A 23790-nucleotide genomic window follows, 5' to 3' on the forward strand; every position below is an offset into this window, starting at 1 on the left:
TCCTTTATCCCCAATATTCACTCACGGGAGATTATCAGGATCAATGCCGAGATTACGCAAAATATGCTGCTAACTGTTCAGCGCGTTGACGTTCTTGTTCTAGCAATAACTCAGCCTGTTCAGCCCGTTGATTGAGTTCCAGAGAATTCAAAAATCTCTGTCCATCTGGACGGTAAATTACTAACTCCCCAAGCCCAGTTTGAAATCTAATTCCCAAACGGGGACTGATCCAACTATCCATTTGCCATAGCTTATTCAAATGGTTGTTTTGCCGCAACCAGCCATCTAGTTGAAAACTTTCAGGGTCATATAAATAGTATTCTTCAACACCATAAGTATCGTAAAACTCCAGCTTGCGCTCCATCTCCTTGGTATCATTACTATAAGAAAGAATCTCAAAGACTACTTGCGGCGGAATATTATCTTCTTGCCACTGACGATAGGAACGGCGTTTTCCCTTGGATCTACCGAAAACAACCATTACATCAGGTGCAGTTGGTGTAATCAGCCGAGAACGGACTGGATACCAAAGTAAATCTCCCGCAATCAAAATATTGTCATTATTAGCAAACAGAATCTCTAAATTCTCCTTAATCAGGACAATCCAACGATACTGTTCTGTATTGTCTGCCATTGGTTTGCCGTCACTATCTGGATAGAGGAGATCGGGGTCTATTTGCTCAAAGATGGTCATTTGATTTAACCCAGTGGCTCTTGACTTACATTCAATTATGACTGGCAATTCAATTATGACTGCTTATAAGGGTCTAATAGCAACCGTTGCCACAAAAACCTTAGAATAAATAGGGTGTATTTAAATCTGTAACAAATATTTATGCCTCCTCGTTGGCCTCGCAAACCCGATCGCAAAGACGCTGATTATCGTAAAATCGATGACCGGATGAATTTTGCTGTGCATGTAGCGATCGCTGCTACGATTAACTCTGGCTTATGGTTTTTCCACATTTTGAAAGACACTAGCTGGGAGTGGCTGCCTTTAGTAACGTTAAGTTGGACGGGGATAGTTTTAGCGCATCTGATTTATATTAGTGCGATCGCTAACTACACCGAAACTCCCTCAAAATCCACCTGAAGATGGATTACTCATGCTGGGGCGATTGTAACCTCTGGTAGTAGGATTAGGCTGTTAATTGAGCCATAATGTAAAAAAGCCTGAGATTTCGCACTTTTTCTTAATGTAGGGTTATTTTTATGGCTAAGACTAATACCACAGAACTACTAGAAGCCCTAGCAGCTGAGATTGGCGAAAACGTCTATATAGACGTTGCCAAATGGCATCTTTATTTATCTAATGCCAAACTGCATACAGTTGTTGCCGAGCAACTGTATCCTTTAATTACTTCTAATACTGTAAATGAAGACCGAGTTTTACAAGTGTTGGGAGCAATTCCAATAAAAATTGGTGGCGGGAAACGTGAAGTTCCTTTAATCGATTTACTACCTCTGCAATGCCAAGTCACTTTAGTAGATATTTTGGAAAAATATCAACGTGATTTCTAGTTGCTAAAACCAAGATTATATTACTTGGACAATTTTATTAATTAGCATTTCCTGATTCGAGTTTCACTCCTGAATTAGGTAATGCTGTGGTTTGACAAATCTATAAAAATTAATATAGATACACATAGATGAATCTCGTGTAATTTCTGTGTGGATATCTAATAAAAATTTCCTTTAACAATTAAGGAATCTCCGCGTTCAAAATCAGTTTAGATTTAAGCGAGTTGATCTTCAAACTCGCTTTGAACTTTCATGCAAACTCATTGAGGCAATTTCTATGCTTTTACAAGTCAAAGATAGTGGTGAATTGGTAAAGATTGTTGAAATTCAGGAATTAATTGACCCGAATAATGATGTTGTTCACGGAAAAGACCAAGAAGGTCAAGAAGAACAGCAACCTGAAACTTTTAAAAAAGAAAATCTCATTTTCCCTTCAGGTGAAGTTTTACCACGCTGTTGGTTAGATGCCGACTATAGACACGACAACGGTTAATGATTAATTAATAGGGTAGCACAGATGTGCTACCTTACTAAGTGCCATACTATGATGCAGCTTTTTCTTATATTGTCACCGTTTCATTCTGCTGAGAATTGGGAAAAAATGCCTTAGTAATCCAGTCAGTCAAAATGTGAGACAGTAATCCCATAGGGCCAGCAAACAAACACAGCGCAAGAGAATGAATTGTCCAAACACCTGTTTTTTGCCCTTCCCAATAAACCCAGCGACCGACGAATAAATCCATCACTAAAAAATGAATCCAACCTGTTGCAGCAGCCGATTCATCTGCAAAAAATTTAGCGATATCAGCTAATTGGGGATTCGATAAAGCTTGGGCATTTTCTGGGGTAATACTGCTGATAAACAAATACAAATATGCCCCAGCTAACAGCACAAATGGCAAATATGATGACATTATCTGCCGTGTAACTTTCCAGTTTGGCAATAAAATCATCAACGCCCAAAAGGGTAATACAAAAAGATTGGCGGCATTAAAAAGTTGAGAGATCGTCATATTTTTGTAAAGTGAAAAACATTTCAGTTATTATATGTTTTAAATTAACTAATTATTCATAAATCGTAACTCTCAAAATATAGAAACCCGACTTTTTTGAGAAGTCGGGTTTCTGGGTATACTTATAAAGCTACAAGTTGCGATTCGATTTCTGAAGACTTCAAATCACGTCCAATAAAAACTAAGCGGGTTTGCCTAGGCTCTTCGGGTTTCCAGGGGCGATCGTAAAATTTATCAAATCGGGTTCCTACGCCTTGCATCACCAAACGCATTGATTTATTTGGCACTGCCACAAAGCCTTTAATTCGGTAAATTTCTTGTTGTTGTGCTAATTTCTCTAACTGTTGTTGCAGCTTTTCTGGATCAAAGGTACGATCCAAAACTAAATTAGTTGAGATAATTTCTTCGTCGTGATTGTGGTCTTCTTCAGTATCGTGATGACTGGGACGAGAATCTAAATTGTCTTCAACTGCGGCTTGAAATCCTAATAATATAGATGCATCTAGTTGAGAATTATCGCTCTCGACAATCTTCACCACTCTGGGTAACTCTTGCTTAATCAATTCTTCAACTCTGGCTTTTGTCTCGGCATCCACCAAGTCAATTTTATTCAACACCACTAAGTCTGCACAAGCAAGTTGGTCTTCAAACAGTTCTTGCAAGGGTGTTTCGTGTTCTAGATTATCATCAGCTTGTCGCTGGGCTGCGATCGCATCTGGATTGCTAGCAAATGTCCCCGCCGCTACGGCGGCACAATCTACCACGGTAATCACCGCATCCACAGTGGCGGCGTTGCGAATTTCTTGCCAGCGAAAAGCCTTCACCAATGGTTTTGGTAACGCTAAACCAGAGGTTTCAATCAAAATGCAGTCGATGCTATCTCGCCGCTTGATTAACTCTTGCATCGTCGGGTAAAACTCTTCCTGCACGGTGCAGCATAAGCAGCCGTTGGTTAATTCAAAGATATTAGTGTCGCCCTCACCATCTTCTGGGCAAACTTGACAAGATTTTAACAATTCGCCATCAATACCGAGTTCGCCAAATTCATTGACTAAAACGGCAATGCGGCGGCCTTGGTTGTTTTGTAGCAGGTGGCGAATTAGGCTGGTTTTTCCACTACCTAAGAAGCCTGTAATCACTGTGACAGGAATTTTCGTTGCCATATTTTTGCCTGATTGACTCAGTATAAGAAGTTTTACGGGTTACAAACTTAAATACTGAGATTAAGCTTGGTTTGAAGATTGACTTAGTTATTTTACAGCTATTTTCAGGTAAATAGACCATGCGTAGGGGCGCAAGACCTTACCCCCTACAACAGATGTGGTTCAAATAAATGAAAACTGCTGTAAGTTGAAAATTTATCGAACAGAATTCAGGAGTCAGGAGTCAGAATTCATTCTGAATTCTGTATGACTGGCGGATAGCGCAGCGTATACCCTTCGGGATGCTTCGCTTAGAGCGAGTATTCGAGCGTCGCGTCTGAATAATCGGAGTTTTTGCACCCCCACCAAATTGAAAATTTGGTGGTCTTCAATTCCTGCGCGGTCTGAATCCCCGACTGATAGCGTTCGCTTTTAGCGTCTCTAAGAGTTGCGTTAGCGAGTCTTCTCCCAAGGGGAGACGCCAAAGGCGAACGAGCGTCTTGATTCTGACTCCTGTTAGCGGTAGCGGGGCGTTTAGCCCATTCTGACTTCTGAATTCTTCTTCAAGCACAATCCCAAAACATTGGTGTTAATAACTAACTGCTAACTCTTAAAAATAATTGAGGGGCAATCTCCCCATGCTTGCTTTCACCAACAGAAAGCAGTCACAAGGCGATCGCCCCTAAATATTTTGAGCGTTAATCGCTCTTTCTCCAGAAACACCTATTAATTATCTTTCATTAGGCTATCGGGACTTAGATTCCACACACCAAACTCCGCAATCTCAACACAGTTACTCAGCAGTGACGAGTTCAGTACTGCCGCGTGTACGACGTCGTGTAAGGCTGTTGTACACCATTACACCGATTGCCTTGACTAAATTGCCTTCCAATTCTTGGAACATCTTCATGTTTACGCCAAAGGCAGCGTTAGCTTCATCAACGATGCGATCGGTTGTAGCTTCGTCAAGGGGTAATTCATCCACAATTTGCCGATATTTCGCTTTAAATGCCTTCTCATCAGGAATTTCTGGAAACTCATAAAAAGCTGTTCCTTGCCCATCAGACAAATTCATCGCCGTTACAGCAATATTTTTGAGAATTTGTCCCCCAGATAAATCGCCCAAGTAACGAGTATATGAATGAGCAATTAACAGTTCGGGTTCTGTAGCAGATATTTCTCGGATACGCTTTACATAAGCTTCACCTGCGGGAGATAGCTTAATTTGCTCTCTCCAGTTAGCACCAAAGTAATAACTCAGGTCTTGCTCTAGGGTATACTTGCGGTTTAGCTGAGGAAAGTTAATTTTAGAAAGAATTGGGTGCTGGCGGTGCTTTTCCATTTCTTCTTCCATCGCTGAGTAGACGAAGTAGAAGTTAGCAACAAGTTTCCGGTAAGAGTTTTTCTCGACTACTCCTCTTAAAAAGCACTTGACAAAACCTACATTTTCTGCCATTGTGTGGGCTTTCTTAGTGCCTACACGTAATTTGGTTGCTAAATTGCTGCTCATGCTAAATTTCTCAACTTTAAAAAGTTAACTGCCGGAGTTTTAATTCACTAACGGCTAAAAAAGCCATTAAAACGTTACCTTAAAACTATTTGATGAGAATTTATATTAAAATTTTTTAAGCTGCGGTAGCTTTGTATTTTTTTACACCGCAAGAAAGGTAAGAGAATATAATTTTACATTTCAGTGTTTTGATTTTTTGTTGTTATTAGCTAAATTTTTCTTTCATTCTCAGCTTTGCTGAAAAACCCCTGTCATGAAACAAAGGTAATATTTATTACATATTTTTTGATTAGTAGTATTGCGAAGTGTGAACTAGTACAAATAAAAATCAAGACTAAACGTAATTGCATAAAAGGAATAATTAGTTAAGATGTGGAGACTTTACTAATAATGTAAAAACTAATACTGACTTTATGAAGAATTTACAAAAAAAGAGGCGTGAATTCAGTATGTTTACGTAAAGATAGCTTGATCTAGAATGAATTTCTAAAAAGAAAAAGCATGTCAAAATTGCTGAATAAAGTCTTAAGTGCTATTTTTCAGTGTGATTGTGTGGAGTGTTTAAAAATATGGTTTCATCTATAACTCGGACATCGGGCATTGCTGGGGGTTCTGCTTCCGAAGCTGAGGGATTGGGCAAAGGCATTGAAAGCAGTTTTGGACTGAATTTAATCCCGCTACCAGCAAATCCTTTATTTGGCACAGATGGGATTCGCGGACAAGTAGGAGAATTACTGAGTGCGCCTCTAGCATTGCAAGTTGGTTTTTGGACAGGGATTGTTTTACGTAACCATGCGACTCAAGTAGGGCCAGTCATTCTCGGACAAGACTCTAGAAACTCCAGCGATATGCTGGCAATGGCTTTGAGTGCAGGGTTAACAGCAGCAGGGTTAGAGGTTTGGTATTTGGGATTATGCCCCACTCCTTGCATTGCCTATCTCACCAGCATTACTGATGCCATCGGCGGAGTGATGATTTCTGCTAGCCACAATCCCCCAGAAGACAATGGGATTAAGATTTTTGGTGCTAATGGTGGCAAGTTACCGCAAATATTGCAGGCAGAAATAGAAGCGGGACTGCGTGGCAAGATATCATCGATCGCTAAAGTCAGTAATTGCGGACGGCATTACTCACGTTTTGAGTTAGTAGGGCATTATAGTGAGGCGTTAAAAAAACCCTTGAACAGTAGCCTAAATCTTCAGGGAATGAAAATTGCTTTAGACTTGGCGTGGGGAGCAGCAGTTGGTTTAGCGCCATCAGTATTTACAGAAATGGGGGCAGAGGTAATCTGCTTGCATAACGAAGCAGATGGCGATCGCATTAATGTTAACTGCGGTTCCACCCACCTAGATATTCTTGCAGCCACAGTACAAGAACACAACGCCGACATCGGCTTTGCCTTCGATGGCGATGCCGATCGCGTCTTAGCAGTAGACAATACAGGTAGGCAAGTTAACGGCGATTACATTCTCTACCTGTGGGGACGCCACTTACAACAAAACCAACAATTGCCAGACAACCTGATTGTATCTACAGTCATGGCTAACTTAGGCTTTGAAAAAGCTTGGCAGCAGATTGGTGGTAACTTAATTCGTACCGCAGTCGGCGATCAATACGTGCAAGCCGAAATGCTGCGGACTGGGGGAATGTTAGGCGGCGAACAATCAGGTCATATTCTTTGCCGTCACTATGCAGTTACTGGAGATGGTTTGTTAACAGCCTTACATATCGCAGCTTTGGTAAAAGAAGCGGGTGTTTCCCTTAGCGAATTAGTAGATCAAAGTTTCCAGACATATCCACAATTATTGCGGAACGTGCGAGTTGTTGATCGCGATCGCCGTTTAGGATGGCAAGATTGTCAACCAGTGCAACAAGCGATCGCTCTTGCTGAAGCTGCAATGGGTGATTCCGGCAGAATTTTGGTTCGCGCCTCTGGCACAGAACCAGTAATCAGGGTTATGGTAGAAGCTGCCAATGCAGAACTCGCCAACCACTGGACAAATGAATTAGTTTCGCAAGTCCAACAACATATATAACGTTTCCTACTCCCTTCCCACGACAAAAGATTACCTATTTATTGATCTCTCTCTTGCTTGGTGTCCTTAGCGTCCAACTCTTACGAGACGCTGCGCGTTGGCGGAAGCTTCTCGTAAAGATGGCGGTTCGTGAAAAAATTTAGGTATTCTTTCGGAGGAAGGGAGTAGCTACTATCTCACCATTTAAAAATGCAAATTTTCGTCGTTACGGTTTCTGCAAATTAACCAGTCTTGGTCATCTGTGGAAAAGTTACTATTGATGAGATTTGCATTTTAACGTATATTGTCAACCTCTTTTATAACAAAGAAAGAGGTCTACATATATTTATTGATTATCTTCTATAAGGTAATAAAATGCTTATTTTTGTTGTCCCACTTAAAAGTCCGAAAGTTTCTAATTCCTGGGAACGCGTCACCCAATCATTTGAAAGATGTATCAAATCAATTTGCAATCAAACGTCTCCTGAATTTCATGCTATTGTCGTTTGCCATGAACAGCCAAAAATAGAATTTAATCATCCCCAGATTACGTACATCACAGTTGACTTTGCTCCTCCCAAAGAGACAGACCGTATAGCCAGAGGAGACACAGATAAAGGGCGAAAAATCTTGAAGGGATTAATGTATGCTCGTCAATTTTCTCCAACTCACACTATGGCAGTTGATGCAGATGATTGCATCAGTAAAAATTTAGCCGCATTTATTAAGCAACATCCTAACTCTAATGGATGGTTTATCAACAAAGGTTATAAATATAAAGAAGGTAGTAAATATATATATATTAAAAGAAAAGATTTCTATTCAATGTGCGGCACATCTAATATTATTCGATATGACTTAAATTTATTACCAGAAAACGCAGAATATAATCGAGGTTATGGATACTACAAATATTATATAGACCACGGTAAAATCAAAGGCGTATTAGAAAGCAAAGATAAACCGATTGAACCACTACCATTTCCTGGAGCAGTTTACATTGTAGAAACAGGAGAAAATCTTTTTTACGGTTCAATGAAGTTAAACTTCAATTTTTTTGATCGAAAATCCCTAACTCAATCAGTTAAAGATGAATTTGGCTTGTACACGCTATAGCCATATTAATCCATTTATATGTAAGCTATAGATTGTTTTTTCAGGCTGACAGGCTACAGCGCCACTATGCCAAGATCCAAATCTAAAAATAAAAAATCAAAAAAACAGGCTGAAAAAGAAACTCCTACTCTTAGCCTCAAAGAACAGTTAGCCCAAAAGCGCAAAGCAGCTCAAGGGCGTAAAGAACTCATTAGCTTACTCACCACCGTTACCTTTATCAGTGCCTTAGTTGGCATTTTACTTTTTTTCGTAGGTGGAATTAAAGTGGCAGTCCCTGCCGTCTTAGGGATACTTGTCATATCACTTTCCTACAAATACCCACGCCAAGCCCTATATGCCTTCATCATTTACGTACCCATTGGGGGTACTGTTACCTACTACTTGGGCAATAGTCCCATACTCCAATTAGCTAAAGACGCCTTTTATGTTCCAGCACTAATTGGACTTTGGCAGACGTGTCGTAAACAGGGACTACCGATAATTATTCCCCAAGGGATAAAAATCCCACTCTATCTAGTTTTGGTTTGCAGTCTGCTAACGCTACTATTTATCAATGGTGGACAGCAGTTTAACCCGCCTAGTGTGGGACTATTAGAAAAAGCACCCCCAGAAATACCATTAGGTATGGGCATTCTGGGACTGAAAGTATTTTTAGGCTATGTCCCCCTAATTGGTTGTGCCTATTATCTAATTCGAGATAAGCGGGATTTTCTATTGTTATCGCGCCTCCAGATTACTCTCGTACTAATTTGCTGTGTACTGGGATTTATTCAATACCTGTTACTACTAACTGGTGTGTGTCAAGGCACTAGAGGTCTTGAAGGAAATGCCTTATTTGTCACATCACTAGAAGCCCGGTGTTATTTTGGTGGAGCGCTCTTATATAGTCCTGAAGAAGGGGTTATTCGCTTACCAGGGACATTTGTAGCCCCTTGGCAGTGGGCATGGTTCTTAATTTCCAGCACCTTTTTTACATTTGCCACTGCCTTCACTGATCCTTCCCCAATATGGCGGTTAATCGGTTTAAGTTCTTTAGCGGCAGTCTTTATCAATGCTGTAATCTCTGGACAAAGAATTGCTTTAGCTTTAGTACCAATCTGCTTCGTGATTTTGCTATTGCTCACGGGTCAACTTGGCAACCTTAAACGGTTTATCCCCATAGGTATAGGACTTGCCCTGCTTCTGGGAATAGCAATGGTGACTAACCCTGAAGTTGTACAACAGAGAACCGAGAGTTTTACAGGTCGATGGGAGGCTTCACCACCTCAAGATTTTATCGTCCAGCAATTTGAAGACAATTGGAAAAACGTAGATGGGCCCTTGGGAAGTGGCTTAGGTCGAGCAACTAACTCTGCCCGCGTAATGGGTAAAACTAAGCTGGTGGAAACTTACTACCCTAAAGTACTTTTTGAAGTGGGAATTCTTGGAGTGCTAGCTTTTTTGAGTTTGGTAACAACTTTAACAATTCTTGGCTTTAAAACCTATCGCTCCATAAAGAACCGTAATTTCCGCAGTTACGGAGCAGCTTTGTGGGTGTTTATATTGTTTATTAGCTACAACACCTACTACTATCCTTTGGATGTTGATCCAGTTGCTGTCTATTATTGGTTTTATGCGGGAGTTCTTTTTAAATTGCCAGAACTGGAAAAACAAGATAACGAAGATGCCAATCCTCAGCAAAAAAACCAGAAAAAACGTCTAAAAACAATTTAAATGAAATAAAAATGGCAAAAGTTATCATAGGAGGTCAACAACACCTCAGCATTCCAAACCTACCTCGAAATTCTCGGCATACACTCATCCGCCCCAAGCCTTTTCCCGCAGGTAGATATCCTATAGAAAAAATTTGGTATCCTTTAGGCAGCTTTATGGCGTGGCAACCTGTGTGGGGAAGATACCAAGCAATTCATTCTTTCAACAGAATTTTATATACAAACAAACCTTGGTTTCTCACCTTTGAAGATCATCGTGTTTTATATAGAAATCCTCAAAATCAAGCTGAAGCTGCAATTTATGATTTATTAAACAATCGTTTAGCATTAGGAAATTGCCAAAAAATCATTGCTATCTCTGATTATGCCAAATTGAGATTTATTAACCGAATAGCAGGTTGGAAGATAGAAGAAAAAGTAAGTAATAAATTGGATGTAATTCATCCAAATTTTCCAGTTAGAGTTAAGCAATCAAAACTTTATCAGGAACAGCAAAATCTCCAGCTTGTATTTATCGGAAATCATATTGCCCGCAAAGGCGGAGTTGTTGCTTTAAGACTCGCCAAAAAAGCTGAAAAGTTAGGCTTACCCATTACTGTACATATAATTTCGGGGCTGGAACATGGTTCAGGAGTCCCGACAGATTTTCCCGATCGCAGCAAATATATTGAGGATTTAAAGTTACTTGATCTAAATAACGTTGTCTTTCATAAAAATATTCCTAATGACAAAGTTATTGAGTTATTATCCCAAAGTCATTTTCAATTAATGGCGACATTACAGGATACTTATGGCTATAGTATTATCGAAGGATTTTCTGTTGCCACTCCGGCAATTACAACAAATGTATGTGCCTTACCAGAGTTTGTGCGTCACGGCGAAAATGGCTATATTTTAGAATTACCAATTAATGAAATTAGGCACTGGAATAATTGGTTGTACGGAGAAAAAACTAAAACAAATGAATATTGGGAAATTGTCAATAGCACATATAACTATTTGGCAGAGAAAGCATTGCAACAAATCAGCCAATTTCTGGATAGAAATGATAAACAAGAACATTATGAATTTTTAAGTGCAGGAGCATTAGCTCAAGCACAAATGTTGCATAACTCTGAAAAGCAAAATGAGTTATTTGATAATCTTTATGCAGCAGTGTAAACCAAAGCAATGGCTGCTTACTCAGCTTCATGAAAACTAATTTTTACAAGGCTATTATAGAAGTAATAAAATTACTTAATAAAAATAATGAATGATTGTCCATTAATTAGTGTAGTAATCCCGACTTACGGGCGGGAAGAACCGTTACAAAATAGCATTGTAGATGTTTTAAAACAAGACTATCCAAATTTTGAAGTTTTAGTTGTAGACCAAACCCAAAACATCAACCAGAAATTCAAGCCTACCTAGAGAAAATGGCGGAGATTGGTAAAATTAAATGGTTGCGTTTAGATTGGGCAAGTTTGCCAGGGGCGCGGAATTATGCTATCCGCCGATCTTCTGGTGAAATAATATTATTTATTGATGACGATGTTCAGCTAACCCCTGGATTATTAGCAGCCCATGCGAAAAATTATTTGCAAAACCCAGAGGTTGGGGCTGTGGCTGGGCGGGTATTTGACAGAATGAAATTAGGTGATTCTGGGGGAGATTTACAGATTGAATATTTGCCTCCCCAAGCTATGGATCCAGGAATTGCTTGGTATCATATTGATTTAGTACATACCACCAAACCCCAGCAAGTGTTGACGGCGAGGGGTTGCAATATGTCATTTCGCCGCGAAATATTTACTAAATACGGATTGAGGTTTGATGAGAGGTTTCGCGGCAGTGCAGTGCGCGAAGAGTCAGATTTTTGTTTGCGGGTGCGACAGACAGGGTATAAGATTTGGTACGACCCAGAGGCCCATTTGGTGCATTTAGGCGAAGAAACGGGAGGTTGTCATGATATTAGTATGCGATCGCTCAAATATCAACTTACCTTTTACCACAACCATTTCTTGCTGGGGCTGAAAAACCTTACTGCTATCCAAGCTTTACGCCTATACGCCCGTTTATTCGATTGTCACGTACTCGGTCGTCCACCTTGTCACAAAAGTGGTTCCCCCATTAAAATTGCTACTCGCGCTATTTTCTACATTTTGGGTTTTTTCAAAGCCTTGGGTACTGTCATCCAATCACTATGGAACGATGGTCAAATTTACACTCATTTGGATGAACAAGTTTAGGCATTGGTCATTGGTCATTAGTGAATAACAAAGAATAAATGAAAAATGAGAATTTTAGTTGCTAGTCACACTTATATCGTAGACCTCAACTGTGAAAAATTACGCGCTTTATCTCAACTCAAACCTGAAATTGAAGTAACAGTTGTAGTTCCAAAGCGCTGGAAACCAGGTGGTGTACAAAATAGAATTATTGAAACTGAATACCGCGATGAAGGCACATTTAGAATAGTTCCCGTTTCTAATTTCAGTCAAAATCATCAAGGACTACTTACCTTTGGTGCTGATTTAATATCTTTGTTAAAACAATTCCGCCCTCAAATCATCCAAGTAGAACAAGGATCTAGAGGACTGGCTTATACTCAAATGATTGCTTTAAATAAGCTATTAGGACTTAAGGCAAAAAATGTATTTTTTACTTGGTGGAACCTACCATATAATCTAAAATTGCCAATTGCTTTATTAGAAAAATATAACCTCAATCACAGCCACGGTATCATTTCTGGCAATCAGGATGGAGCAGAAGTTTTGCGACAAAGGGGATATCAGGGGGCAATTAAGGTTATGCCACAACTAGGCGTAGATGAAAGCCTATTTACTCCCAAACTGCAACCAGAACTAGCAGCTAAATTTGGCATTAAAAAAGAAGATTTTGTAGTAGGTTTTGTTGGACGTTTTGTGCAAGAAAAGGGTTTATTAACGCTTTTAGATGCCTTAGTAAAGTTGAAATATAAACCCTGGAAATTACTGCTACTTGGACGGGGAGAGTTGCAAAATGAATTAATTAATATAGCCACAGAAAAGAATATTGAAGACAGATTAATTTTGGTAGAAAGTGTTCCTCATAACGAGGTTGCAAACTATATCAATTTAATGAGTACTTTGGTACTACCTTCGGAAACAACTTATAAGTTTAAAACCTTAACTTCTGTTGGCTGGAAAGAACAATTTGGTCATGTGATAATTGAGGCAATGGCTTGCCAAGTTCCTGTGATTGGTTCTGATTCTGGTGAAATTCCTTATGTAATTGGTGATGCAGGTTTAGTATTTCCCGAAGGTAATGCTCAAGCCCTTGCTAATTGCTTAGTTCAATTAATGGATAAACCAGCTTTTGCTCATACTTTGAGTGAAATGGGTTATCAAAAAGCAATGATTAAATATACAAATAAAGCTTTGGCTAAACAGCAATTAGAGTTCTATCAAGATTTAGTCATTGGTCATTAGTGAATAACAAAGGACAAATGACAATTGATAAAAAAATGAAAATATTACAAATTGTCCCCTCAATTTCTTTGATTTATGGCGGCCCCAGTCAAATGGTGTTAGGGCTAGCTCCAGCGTTGGTAAAAGAAGGAGTGGAAGTTACAATTATCACAACTGATAGTAATGGCGATAATGGTCAAACACCTTTAGATGTTCCTTTAAATTGTCCAATTAAACAAGATGGCTATGAAATAATTTACTTTCGTTGCGCCCCATTTCGTCGCTACAAATTTTCACTCGATTTATTAAACTGGCTAAAACGTCATGCTGACGAGTTTGATATAGCACATATTCATGCTTTATTCTCCCCTATAAGTAGCGCTGCTGCTGTGGTGTGTCGTCAGCAAAAGCTACCTTATATTTTCCGTCCTTTGGGTACTCTTGATCCGGCTGATTTACGGAAGAAAAAGCAATTAAAACAGCTTTATGTCGCACTTATAGAACGCCAAAATTTAGCTGGTGCGGCGGCTATTCATTTTACTAGCGTTCAAGAAGCTAAAATATCAGAACGATTTGGAGTATCTACGCCAGATTTAGTGATTCCCTTGGGTGTGATTCCACCTCAACCCTCTATTAAAGATGTATGTAGTAAGTTAGAAATCCCAAAGGATGTACCGTTAGTGCTGTTTATGTCACGAATTGATCCAAAAAAGGGATTAAATTTGTTGATTCCGGCGCTAGAAAAGCTGTTAGCGATTGGTTATAACTTTCATTTTGTCTTAGCTGGTACTAATCCGCAAGATCCAGATTACGAACAAAAGATAATATCCCAAATTCAAAATTCACCACTGCGATCGCACACTACAATTACTGGCTTTGTCACTGGTGAACTCAAAGTTAGTTTACTACAAGCTGCTGATTTATTTGTCTTGCCTTCCTACTACGAAAATTTTGGGATTGCTGTAGCTGAAGCGATGGTTGCAGGTGTACCTGTAGTCATTTCTGATCAAGTGCATATTTGTCAACAGATACATGATAGTGAGTCGGGTTGGGTGGGTGCAACAGATGTGCAAGCATTGGTAGAGTTACTACAAGAAGCATTGCAAAATCCCGCAGAATGCCAAACGCCGGGGATTAAATGCTCAAAAATATGCATTGGAAAATTTTAGCTGGGATGCGATCGCAAGGCAAACAATCCAAGCCTACCAGCAAATTCTTACGAACAAATTAATTTAACCCAATGCAGACAACAGCAGTTTTTGCCAAATAGGTGCTAGAACCGCTTTCACAACAATATCCGCAATCACAAAACCAATCCCAATTAACATATAAATTTTGGGAAAGGGAGATTTCGGAACTTCGCTTCTAATGCGAGTTATTAGATTTAATCCTAATGCAGCTAAAGCCACCCCAGTGGCAATAAACCCGATTATCCGCAAAAGTGACCAAGGATACCACCCTAAAATAGCTGCTAACCAAGGTTTAGCACTCAATTTTACTAATACTGCAACATAAAAATTCATGTAGTTCAGCATCCAAGTGCCGAATATCAATGCCATGCTACTTAAGGTGACAACGCAGAGAATACAAAAAATTCCGTAGTGTAATAGATGGTCTGGTAAAAATAAATTGAGTGAACCTTCCATGCCATCTCCCGTGCGAATCCAGTGCAGCATCTCTTTTGTGTATGACTGTCCCCGAAGAATAACTTTTGCTGCTGTTTCTGGTGCGAGCGTAGTTGCTACAATTACGGCAATACTCTGTAAAACTCCCCACACTAACATCCACCAAAAAGCACTTTTATATTGTTGACGACGCACTTGTAAGAAGAAAATGGGATAGGGGACAGCAGCACCTAAAATCGGCATTAACCAAGGAACTCTAAAAAGAAAACTCGCAGTTGTACTGAGGATAACCCCAATCACCAAAAAGATTACTATCATCATTAATTGAAACTTCAAAAATAATAAGCATATTTGTAGTTTTTATCGAACAGAATTCAGGAGTCAGGAGTCAGGAGTCAGAATTCAGAATGAATTCTGTACGACTGGTGGATAGCGCAGCGTTAGCGAGTCTGCGAGCGTCTTGATTCTGACTCCTGAATTCTGACTTCTTCTTCAATCTCACTACTTGCTTTATCAAAATTCGATTTGCAACAACTTAAAAATTTATCACAATATTGCATCTATGCGAAGAAACTTTCTCGAATTCTGCAATAAGGTGGAAATGTTGCAACTCAATAACACTAAATATGCAATGGCTTGTAGTTGGGTATCACCCTGATATTTGCAATCCTCTATGTAAAGAAAAACCTGTAGGAAAAATATATCAATTAGAAGCATATATGTGTAATTTAGTCAATAGTTTGTATCTTCCTCTTGTCCCTTATCTGAGAGGGCTGACAACCTAAAATTTTGTTTCAAACTGCTAAAGTCCGATTGGGAAATAGGGGTTTTGTGTCATGATGGCATATTAGAATATATATGCTTCTAACTACAGGGAATCTCTCATGGCTCTCCGTCTTGGTGACACAGTACCCAACTTTACGCAAGCCTCAACACACGGCGACATCGATTTTTATGAATGGGCAGGTGACAGCTGGGTTGTGCTGTTCTCTCACCCTGCTGATTTTACACCTGTTTGCACAACAGAACTCGGCACAGTAGCCAAGTTAAAACCAGAATTTGACAAGCGCAATGTCAAAGCGATCGCACTTAGTGTTGATGATGTTGAATCCCACAAAGGCTGGGTAGGAGACATTGAAGAAACTCAAAGCACAACCCTTAACTACCCAATTTTGGCAGATGCGGATCGCAAGGTTTCTGACCTTTACGATATGATCCACCCCAATGCTAATGCGGCTGTGACAGTGCGATCGGTTTTTGTAATTGACCCCAATAAGAAACTCCGTCTCTCTTTCACCTATCCTCCCAGCACAGGACGCAACTTTGATGAACTGTTGCGGGTGATTGATTCTCTGCAATTGACTGATAATTACAGTGTGGCAACACCAGCCGACTGGAAAGATGGAGAGGATGTCGTAATTGTCCCCTCACTCAAAGATCCAGAAGTACTCAAAGAAAAATTCCCCAAAGGTTATGAGGAAATCAAACCGTATCTGCGGATGACTCCTCAGCCTAACAAGTAAATCTGAGAATGATTTCGGATAAAAAAGACATCTCCGAAAAAGAATGTAGAGAGGTAGCATTGCTACGTCTCTACAAGGGTTCTGGTTAACGCATATTTAATTTCTGGAGATGTCTAAAGCAGAGACGCCAAGTTATTATATCTTGGTGTCTTTGTTTTTTTGCATAAGAATATCCTCAGTGAACTAGGTGTCCAAACTTGGTGGGATCTAAATTACCGTTACAAAACTTCATTGCGTTAGCGCCGTGTACCACTACAAGCAAGCTACGCGCAGCGTCTCGTAGAGAGTATTATTAGGAATTATCTTAACAGCACCCCAAATTGTACTTCACAGTACCTTTTTTTGTGCTAGATATTTTTAATATTCATAAGAGTAACTTATTTAATATAAGATATCTATTTGATTTTCACTTATACGAGTATTTCTGCTTACTTAAAAGTAAATATAGGAATCCGGTTTGATTACTGAAATTATTTGCGTAGGCTGGGAGTGGGGAGTAGGAAAAAAGACTTTTTGAGTGTACGGAGTTTTTTCAAAAATCAAATATGAGTCCTATATCAGCATTGCTATATGTTATACACAACGTAAGATATGAAAAATTCTCCCGAATGCTGCGAATTTAGTTAGTATTTTGAGAGAGATGTACTTAAATTAAGAGATAAATTTCCTAAAATCGATATATTTATTCAGCAGATTTTGTCATTTCTATTCCTAAGTGAACTCGATTAGTTATGCTCCTAGATTTAGAAAGATTTTATCAGGCTTGCAATCCAAGCAGACCTCTAATTATAGGAAACGCTAGCGATCGCAGGTACTATATCGATTTTGCTGCGGTACGGGGTGGCAAAATTATCGAAGCTTTGCAGCGCACGATCGCTCGAATCTCGCCGGATATCCCAACCTGTCAGCTATTTACAGGACATCTCGGTTGTGGAAAATCAACAGAGTTGTTGCGCCTCAAAGCTGAGTTAGAAGTGCAACAATTTCATGTAGTTTACTTTGAGTCTACCCATGTCTTAGAAATGGCAGATGTGGATGTGACTGATATTTTGTTGGCGATCGCTGGACAGGTGAGTGAAAGCCTAGAAGCGATGAAAATTAGGTTCAAGTCTACCTACTTTACCAAGTTATTTGGTGAACTTGTGGATTTCTTGCAAACGCCAATTGATCTTGGGGTAGAAGCCGAGTTGTCTGTGGGGATTGCCAAAATTACAGCTAAAACTAAAGAAAGTCCCCAATTGCGGCGACGGTTAAGGGATTACTTGGAACCACGAACAGCAAATATTTTGCAGTCAATTAATCAAGAATTGCTAGAAGCTGCCACCAAGGAACTGAAAACCAGGGGTAAAAAAGGACTGGTGGTAATTGTTGATAACTTGGATAGAGTCGCAATTCGACCTTTACCATCGGGGCGATCGCTGCCAGAATACTTATTTATTCAGCGTGGTGAACAGTTACGCAAACTGAATTGTCATATAGTCTACACTATTCCCTTAGCCCTGACTTTCTCCAACGATAGCGCTGAACTTCAGCATCGTTTGGGTGGAGGAGTCGCCCCCAAAGTCTTACCGATGATACCTGTACGTTTGCGCTCTGGAGAGGTTTTTCCTCAAGGGCTAGCAATGATGCGGCAAATGGTGCTAGCTAGGGGTTTTCCAGACATTTTGCCTAGCGATCGGTTAGGCTTAATAACAGAAGTGTTTGATAGCTTGGAAACCTTAGATCGATTGTGCCTGATGAGTGGTGGTCATGTACGCGACTTACTAGGATTACTGTTTGACTGTCTGCGAGAACAAGATCCACCTTTTGATCGGGAATGTGTCGAACTGGTAATTCGAAGACAACGTGATTACCGAGCCAACGCCATCGATCCCCATGAGTGGGAACTAATCTTTCAGGTGGTGCAACAGCAGAGAGTCAGAGGTGATATAGAATACCACACCCTATTGCGAAGTTTATTTGTATTTGAATACCGCGATCATCAAGGAGCTTGGTTTGCCGTCAACCCAGTTTTAGCAGAGACGGAAAAATTTAAATCATGGTTGAACGACACCCACAAGTAGATGTAAGAGCAGCTAATGAGCGTGCTTTGCGAAGTTTGGGGAGAGCAATTACCCTTTCTAGTGGTCAATTTTCCCTAGTTTTGGTGTGCTGCAATTATCGAGTTTTGCAAGAGCTTATGCTACAAAGACTTGAAGAACTCTCTTCAGGAGTACACCAAATTCAAAAGGTAGTTCTGCCGCATAATGCTAGAAGTCTTTACACAAGTATTCATTTACAACTGCTAACCGCAGCTAATCCGCCATCGGCGTTGATGATTTTAGGTTTAGAGTCAGTAGATGGACTCGATGATTTACTTCGATCTGTCAATCATATTCGAGATGAATTTCGCAAACGCCACCCATTTCCGATGATTGTGTGGGTGAATGAGGATGTATTGCAAAAAGTAGTGCGTTTAGCACCAGATTTCGCTAGTTGGGCGGCGACACCGATTCGGTTTGAAATGACAACTCAATCACTGCTGCAATTTCTGCAACAGGAAACTGACTCTTTATTTGCTACAATATTACGAACCGACCCCGCACAACACCAACCTCATTCTACAGTCGAGCAAGTCTGGGAACATAGCTATGAACTCCACTTTGCCATTAGAGAGTTGCATAATCGTGGTATTACCTTAGAGCCAGAATTACACGCTAGTTTAGAATTTGTTTTTGGTTTAGATAATTATATTAGCGATCGCATTGATACAGCTTTAAGCCATTTTCAGCAAAGCTTGCTAGTTTGGCAAAAGTTGGCAAAGAAAGGGGATGAGGAGGAGTTTACTTCTCCTGCTCCCTTTACTTCTCCATCTCCTCCATCTCCCCCATCTCCTTTACTTCTGCGACAGGGAATTTTGCTGTTTTATATTGGGCTGTGTTATTGCCGTTTTGCAGAGCAAAATCAAACAGAAAATCGCCGCCATTGGTATACAGCTAAATCTTATTTCCAGCAGTGCTTGAATATCTTGCAGGTGGCTGGACGTTTAGACATAGTTGCTGGATTTATTGGTCAACTTGCAGAGGTTTTGCAATATCTGCAAGAGTGGGAAGAGTTGCAGACTGTTGCTCAAAAGTCTTTGGAGTTACATCAAACTTATGGTAGTCAAATCCAATTAGCTTGTGACTATGGTTTTTTGGCACAAGTGGCTGTGCAGCAGTCGCGGTGGGTACAGGCGAGTATTTTAGCACACGTATCACTGCTGAAATTAGGTGAGGCGCAAAAGCACAACGACCCTCATAACTGCTTATTTCCATTATTATTGGCGCAAATTTACTATTTAGTGTTGGCAAAAGCACAGCGCAATATAGGTGAGCTAGAAGTTGCGCATGAATATTTAGAAAAGGCGACAAAAGAACTGCCGACAGCCTTAGAAAGCAGTGCCCATCAATACGATGCCCATCGTTATATTCGCTTATTGCGGACACTGCGATCGCTCTACTTTGAAGAAGGTCGGTATCTGGAAGCTTATTACATTCGACAGAAACGGCGTTCTGTTGAACAGCAGTATGGTTTTCGGGCTTTTATCGGTGCGGGACGCTTGCAACCCCAAAGGCAAGCGACAAACCCAGCATTGATGTCACCTTCTGGAAGTACCAGCGTGGCTTTAGAAATTGCCGCTTCTGGTCGGGAGCGTGATATTAATAACTTAATTGGCAGAATTAGCCGCGCCGATCAAAAGCTAACGGTGATTCATGGTCAATCAGGGGTAGGTAAGAGTTCTATTGTCACGGCGGGTTTAGTTCCGGCGCTGCAAAATCGAGCCATTGGCGATCAAATAGCCGTGCCTGTGGTGCTACAAGTTTATACAGATTGGTCACGGGAATTAGGAAAATCTTTAAGTGAGGCGATGTCTAATGACCCATCCCTTGCCATTTACGCTGATATGAAGCCAGAAGTAGCCAATGAAGCAGAAACTTTGCCTTACTCTGACACACCGATCACCATTTTCAAAATTTTACAACAACTAAAAGAAAATGCTGACAACCATCTGATCACAGTTTTAATTTTTGACCAGTTTGAAGAATTTTTCTTTGGTTATAGCGATCGCAATCAAAAACAGGAGTTTGATAAATTTATTAGCGATTGTCTGAATATACCCTTTGTAAAAGTTATTTTTTCCTTGCGAGAAGATTATTTACATCGTTTATTAGACTTTAAAAATGTTTCTGCGCTGGAAGCGATTAATAATAATATTCTCGACAAGCATATCCGCTATCAGTTAAATAATTTTTCGCCAGAATATGCTAAAGCAATTATCCAAAAATTGACAGAGCGATCGCACTTTAATTTAACACCTGCTTTAATTGATGCCTTAATCGAAGATTTATCAACAGAATTTGGAGAAGTCCGCCCCATTGAGCTACAAGTTGTCGGAGCGCAAATTCAAGATGAGCGCATTACTACACTAGAAGAATATCAGCCATATAGACCCAACAAACTCATCGAGCGATATCTTAAGGAACTAATTAAAGATTGCGGCCCAGAGAATGAAAGAGCCGCTTTACTTGTCTTATATTTACTCACAGATGAAAGTAACAACCGACCTTTTAAAACTCGTGCTGAGTTAGCGGCGCAGCTAGCAGAATTAGAAGATGCTGGCAAATTAGATTTAGTATTAGAGATTTTAGTCAGCTCAGGCTTAGTGGTTCTTTTCCCTGATGTACCAGAACGCTATCAACTGATTCACGATTATTTAGTAGACTTGATTCGCTACCTGCAACAACAAGAATCGAGTTTACAAGTACAACTAAATCAGTTGCGCTCTAAAGTAGAACAAAGTAAAGCTGAAATTGATCGGCTCAAGAGCGAACTTAGCCAAAATAGCCAGCGATCGCAATTGATAGATTCTCATCCCCAACAAAGTTTAGACTTATTAACAGAGTTGCGAGAATTACACAAGCGGGAAGAATTGAGTCAGTTAGAAATTGAGCAATTGCGAGCTGAACTTAAAGAAAAAGAGTTAACAGCTAAACTTGCGGAAAGTCAAAAGAAACAAAGACTCAGTGAAGCTCAATTAAATCGTTCGCTAAAAATCGCCCTAACTGCTTCTTTTCTCGCCATATTAGGATTAAGTGTTTCCATCGTCACAGCAGTAGATAGCGAAATTAAAACCCTCAGTGCATCTAGTGAAGCCCTCTTTGCCTCGCAAAAAGGTATTGATGCCTTAAAGGAGGGTTTAAAGGCAGGGAAAAAATTACAACAAACAGTTTGGGTAGATTCCTATACAAAAGAGCAAGTACGGACGGCATTATATCAAGCCGTTTCTGGGTTAAAAGAATATAACCGCTTGGACGGGCATATATCTGGGGTAAATAGTGTTGCATTCAGCCCTGATCGCTCTTTAATTGCCTCAGCCAGTGCAGATACTACAATCAAACTCTGGCATCCCGATGGTAGCTTGGTTAAAACCTTGTCGGGCCATGAAGATGTAGTTAATAGTGTCAGTTTCAGCCCAGATGGTCAAATTGTTGCTTCCGCCAGTCAAGACAGGACAGTAAAACTTTGGAGTCGAGATGGTCAACTGCTTGCTACCTTATTAGGGCATCAAGCTGTGGTGAATAGTGTTAGTTTCAGCCCAGATGGGCAGATTATTGCTTCGGCGAGTACAGACAAAACAGTGAAATTGTGGAGCCGAGATGGTAAGCTGCTCAAAACCTTGCAAGGACATGATGGTGCAGTTTTGAGTGTCGCTTGGTCAACCGATGGACAAACCATTGCTTCTGGGAGTGCTGACAAAACAGTGAAATTGTGGAGTCGGGATGGTAAGCTGCTCAAAACCTTGCAGGGACATGAAGATGCAGTTTTGAGTGTCGCTTGGTCGCCCGATGCTAAAACTATTGCTTCAGCTAGTTTAGACCAGACAATCAAACTGTGGAATCTGGAGGGTAAATTACTGCGAACCTTATCAGGGCATAGTGCTGGAGTTACCAGTATCAGTTTTAGCCGTGATGGTAATACGATGCCTACGGCGGGCTACGCCTACGCTTCTGCAAGTACCGACGAGACAATCAAACTCTGGAATTTTGAAGGTGTGCTGCTAGGAACCCTAAAGGGACATAATAATTGGGTTAACAGCGTCAGTTTCAGCCCAGACGGTCGCACCCTAGCTTCTGCAAGCCGCGACAAAACTGTTAAACTTTGGCATTGGGACGATGTGTTATTACGAAAACCCAAAGCCGATAACGATGACTGGATAACTAGCATCAGTTTCAGCCCAGACGATCGCACCTTAGCAGCAGCAAGCCGAGACAAAACTGTAAAACTTTTCAGCCGCGAAGGTAAACTACTCCGTACTTTTACTGGGCATGAAGGTCAAGTTTGGGGAGTTAGTTTCAGCCCCGATGGTCAAGTAATTGCTTCGGCTAGTAAAGATAAAACTCTAAAGCTTTGGAGTCGTGACGGTAAACTACTCAATACTTTACAGGGTCATAATGAAGCCGTCTTGAGTGTAGCTTGGTCGCCTGATAGTCAAATAATTGCCTCAGCTAGTAAAGATAAAACGGTGAAACTTTGGAATCGCAACGGTAAACTACTTAACATTTTGCAGGGACATCAAGATGACGTGAATTGGGTCAGCTTTAGTCCTGATGGCAAGTTGCTAGCCTCAGCCAGCGATGACAAAAGCGTGAAAATCTGGAGTGTATATGGTAAATTGCTATACACATTAACTGGTCATAGCCGCCGGGTAAATGGGGTTGCTTGGTCGCCTGATAGTCAAGCGATCGCTTCAGCTAGTATTGATAACACAGTGAAGATTTGGAGTCGGGACGGTGATTTGCTAAATACTCTTACAGGCGATGGTGATAGTTTTATCAGTGTGAGTTTTAGCCCCGATGGTAAGACTTTGGCTGCTAGCAGTGATGACAAAGTGAGGATTTGGAACCGAGAAGGGACATTACTAATTGCTTTAAAAGGTGATAAGCAAGAGTTAACCAGCGTCAGTTTTAGTAATGACGGTAAGACTCTGGCTGCGGGTAGTGGTAATGGTACAGTGATTTTCCAGAATTTGGCAGATATCGAACTGGAAAAATTGCTGGCACGAGGTTGCAATTTGCTACATGATTATTTGCAGACTAATCAAAAGGTAATGAAAAGCGATCGCGCCTTGTGTTCTGGTAGGTGATGGAGAAGAATGATGAAAGG

At 40.4% G+C, this 23790-nt stretch carries 16 protein-coding genes and 2 pseudogenes; 13 read left to right on the plus strand and 5 right to left on the minus strand.

What is annotated here, in order from left to right; genetic code table 11:
* Positions 1–52: 52 nt before the first annotated feature.
* Positions 53–742, minus strand: a complete 690-nt coding sequence (locus tag ANSO36C_RS28745; protein WP_323374530.1) for a Uma2 family endonuclease — start codon at positions 740–742, stop codon at positions 53–55.
* 93 nt (positions 743–835) lie between these two features.
* Between ANSO36C_RS28745 and ANSO36C_RS28750 the strand changes: the two genes are divergently transcribed.
* From ANSO36C_RS28750 to ANSO36C_RS28760, 3 genes are all read left to right on the plus strand, one after another.
* The gene (locus ANSO36C_RS28750) at positions 836–1093 is read left to right on the plus strand and encodes a hypothetical protein (RefSeq protein WP_251957540.1); all 258 of its coding nucleotides are present in this window, start codon (positions 836–838) and stop codon (positions 1091–1093) included.
* Positions 1094–1212: 119 nt separating this feature from the next.
* Complete coding sequence (locus ANSO36C_RS28755; RefSeq protein WP_251957541.1) at positions 1213–1521, plus strand: DUF3181 family protein; 309 nt, start codon at positions 1213–1215, stop codon at positions 1519–1521.
* Positions 1522–1798: 277 nt separating this feature from the next.
* A complete protein-coding gene (locus ANSO36C_RS28760) occupies positions 1799–2014 on the plus strand; it encodes an acetyltransferase (RefSeq protein ID WP_251957542.1) in 216 nt (71 codons plus the stop codon).
* A gap of 67 nt (positions 2015–2081) precedes the next feature.
* Here the strand turns inward: ANSO36C_RS28760 and ANSO36C_RS28765 are convergent, their stop codons facing one another.
* The 3 genes from ANSO36C_RS28765 to ANSO36C_RS28775 form a co-directional block, all read right to left on the minus strand.
* Positions 2082–2534: an ABA4-like family protein gene (locus ANSO36C_RS28765; RefSeq protein ID WP_251957543.1), complete on the minus strand. Its 453-nt coding sequence runs from the start codon at positions 2532–2534 to the stop codon at positions 2082–2084.
* A 122-nt stretch (positions 2535–2656) separates the two neighbouring features.
* Entirely contained in the window at positions 2657–3697 is a 1041-nt protein-coding gene (cobW, locus tag ANSO36C_RS28770; protein ID WP_251957544.1) for a cobalamin biosynthesis protein CobW, read from the minus strand.
* Positions 3698–4469: 772 nt separating this feature from the next.
* The gene (locus tag ANSO36C_RS28775; protein WP_251957545.1) at positions 4470–5186 is read right to left on the minus strand and encodes a biliverdin-producing heme oxygenase; all 717 of its coding nucleotides are present in this window, start codon (positions 5184–5186) and stop codon (positions 4470–4472) included.
* Between the two features lie 569 nt (positions 5187–5755).
* On the opposite strand from ANSO36C_RS28775, the gene glmM reads away from it, so the two are divergent.
* From glmM to hpsP, 7 genes and pseudogenes are all read left to right on the plus strand, one after another.
* Positions 5756–7222, plus strand: coding sequence for a phosphoglucosamine mutase (glmM, locus tag ANSO36C_RS28780; protein WP_251957546.1), 1467 nt, complete (start codon positions 5756–5758; stop codon positions 7220–7222).
* A 354-nt stretch (positions 7223–7576) separates the two neighbouring features.
* Positions 7577–8317 carry a glycosyltransferase family 2 protein gene (locus ANSO36C_RS28785; RefSeq protein ID WP_251957547.1) on the plus strand — a complete coding sequence of 247 codons (741 nt, stop codon included), beginning with the start codon at positions 7577–7579 and terminating at the stop codon, positions 8315–8317.
* Positions 8318–8383: 66 nt separating this feature from the next.
* On the plus strand, positions 8384–10030 hold the full coding sequence (hpsL, locus tag ANSO36C_RS28790; RefSeq protein WP_251957548.1) for a hormogonium polysaccharide biosynthesis protein HpsL: 1647 nt from the start codon (positions 8384–8386) through the stop codon (positions 10028–10030).
* A gap of 11 nt (positions 10031–10041) precedes the next feature.
* Positions 10042–11190, plus strand: a complete 1149-nt coding sequence (locus ANSO36C_RS28795) for a glycosyltransferase family 4 protein (protein ID WP_251957549.1) — start codon at positions 10042–10044, stop codon at positions 11188–11190.
* A gap of 87 nt (positions 11191–11277) precedes the next feature.
* Positions 11278–12257: pseudogene (gene hpsN, locus ANSO36C_RS28800) on the plus strand (hormogonium polysaccharide biosynthesis glycosyltransferase HpsN).
* A gap of 45 nt (positions 12258–12302) precedes the next feature.
* Positions 12303–13478 carry a hormogonium polysaccharide biosynthesis glycosyltransferase HpsO gene (gene hpsO, locus ANSO36C_RS28805; protein ID WP_251957550.1) on the plus strand — a complete coding sequence of 392 codons (1176 nt, stop codon included), beginning with the start codon at positions 12303–12305 and terminating at the stop codon, positions 13476–13478.
* A gap of 35 nt (positions 13479–13513) precedes the next feature.
* A pseudogene (hpsP, locus tag ANSO36C_RS28810) lies at positions 13514–14693 on the plus strand (hormogonium polysaccharide biosynthesis glycosyltransferase HpsP).
* On the opposite strand, the gene ANSO36C_RS28815 reads toward hpsP, so the two are convergent.
* Entirely contained in the window at positions 14690–15403 is a 714-nt protein-coding gene (locus ANSO36C_RS28815; protein WP_251957551.1) for a hypothetical protein, read from the minus strand. The pseudogene hpsP and the gene ANSO36C_RS28815 overlap by 4 nt on opposite strands.
* A gap of 563 nt (positions 15404–15966) precedes the next feature.
* Between ANSO36C_RS28815 and ANSO36C_RS28820 the strand changes: the two genes are divergently transcribed.
* From ANSO36C_RS28820 to ANSO36C_RS28830, 3 genes are all read left to right on the plus strand, one after another.
* A complete protein-coding gene (locus tag ANSO36C_RS28820) occupies positions 15967–16605 on the plus strand; it encodes a peroxiredoxin (RefSeq protein WP_251957552.1) in 639 nt (212 codons plus the stop codon).
* A 731-nt stretch (positions 16606–17336) separates the two neighbouring features.
* Positions 17337–18668 (plus strand): P-loop NTPase fold protein, encoded by a 1332-nt coding sequence (locus ANSO36C_RS28825; protein WP_251957553.1) that lies wholly within the window; start codon positions 17337–17339, stop codon positions 18666–18668.
* Positions 18644–23770, plus strand: coding sequence for a WD40 domain-containing protein (locus ANSO36C_RS28830; RefSeq protein WP_251957554.1), 5127 nt, complete (start codon positions 18644–18646; stop codon positions 23768–23770). The genes ANSO36C_RS28825 and ANSO36C_RS28830 overlap by 25 nt, the downstream gene beginning before the upstream one ends.
* Positions 23771–23790 lie beyond the last annotated feature (20 nt).

The sequence above is a fragment of the Nostoc cf. commune SO-36 genome (genome assembly GCF_023734775.1).
In the GTDB taxonomy this organism is placed as follows: domain Bacteria; phylum Cyanobacteriota; class Cyanobacteriia; order Cyanobacteriales; family Nostocaceae; genus Nostoc; species Nostoc commune_A.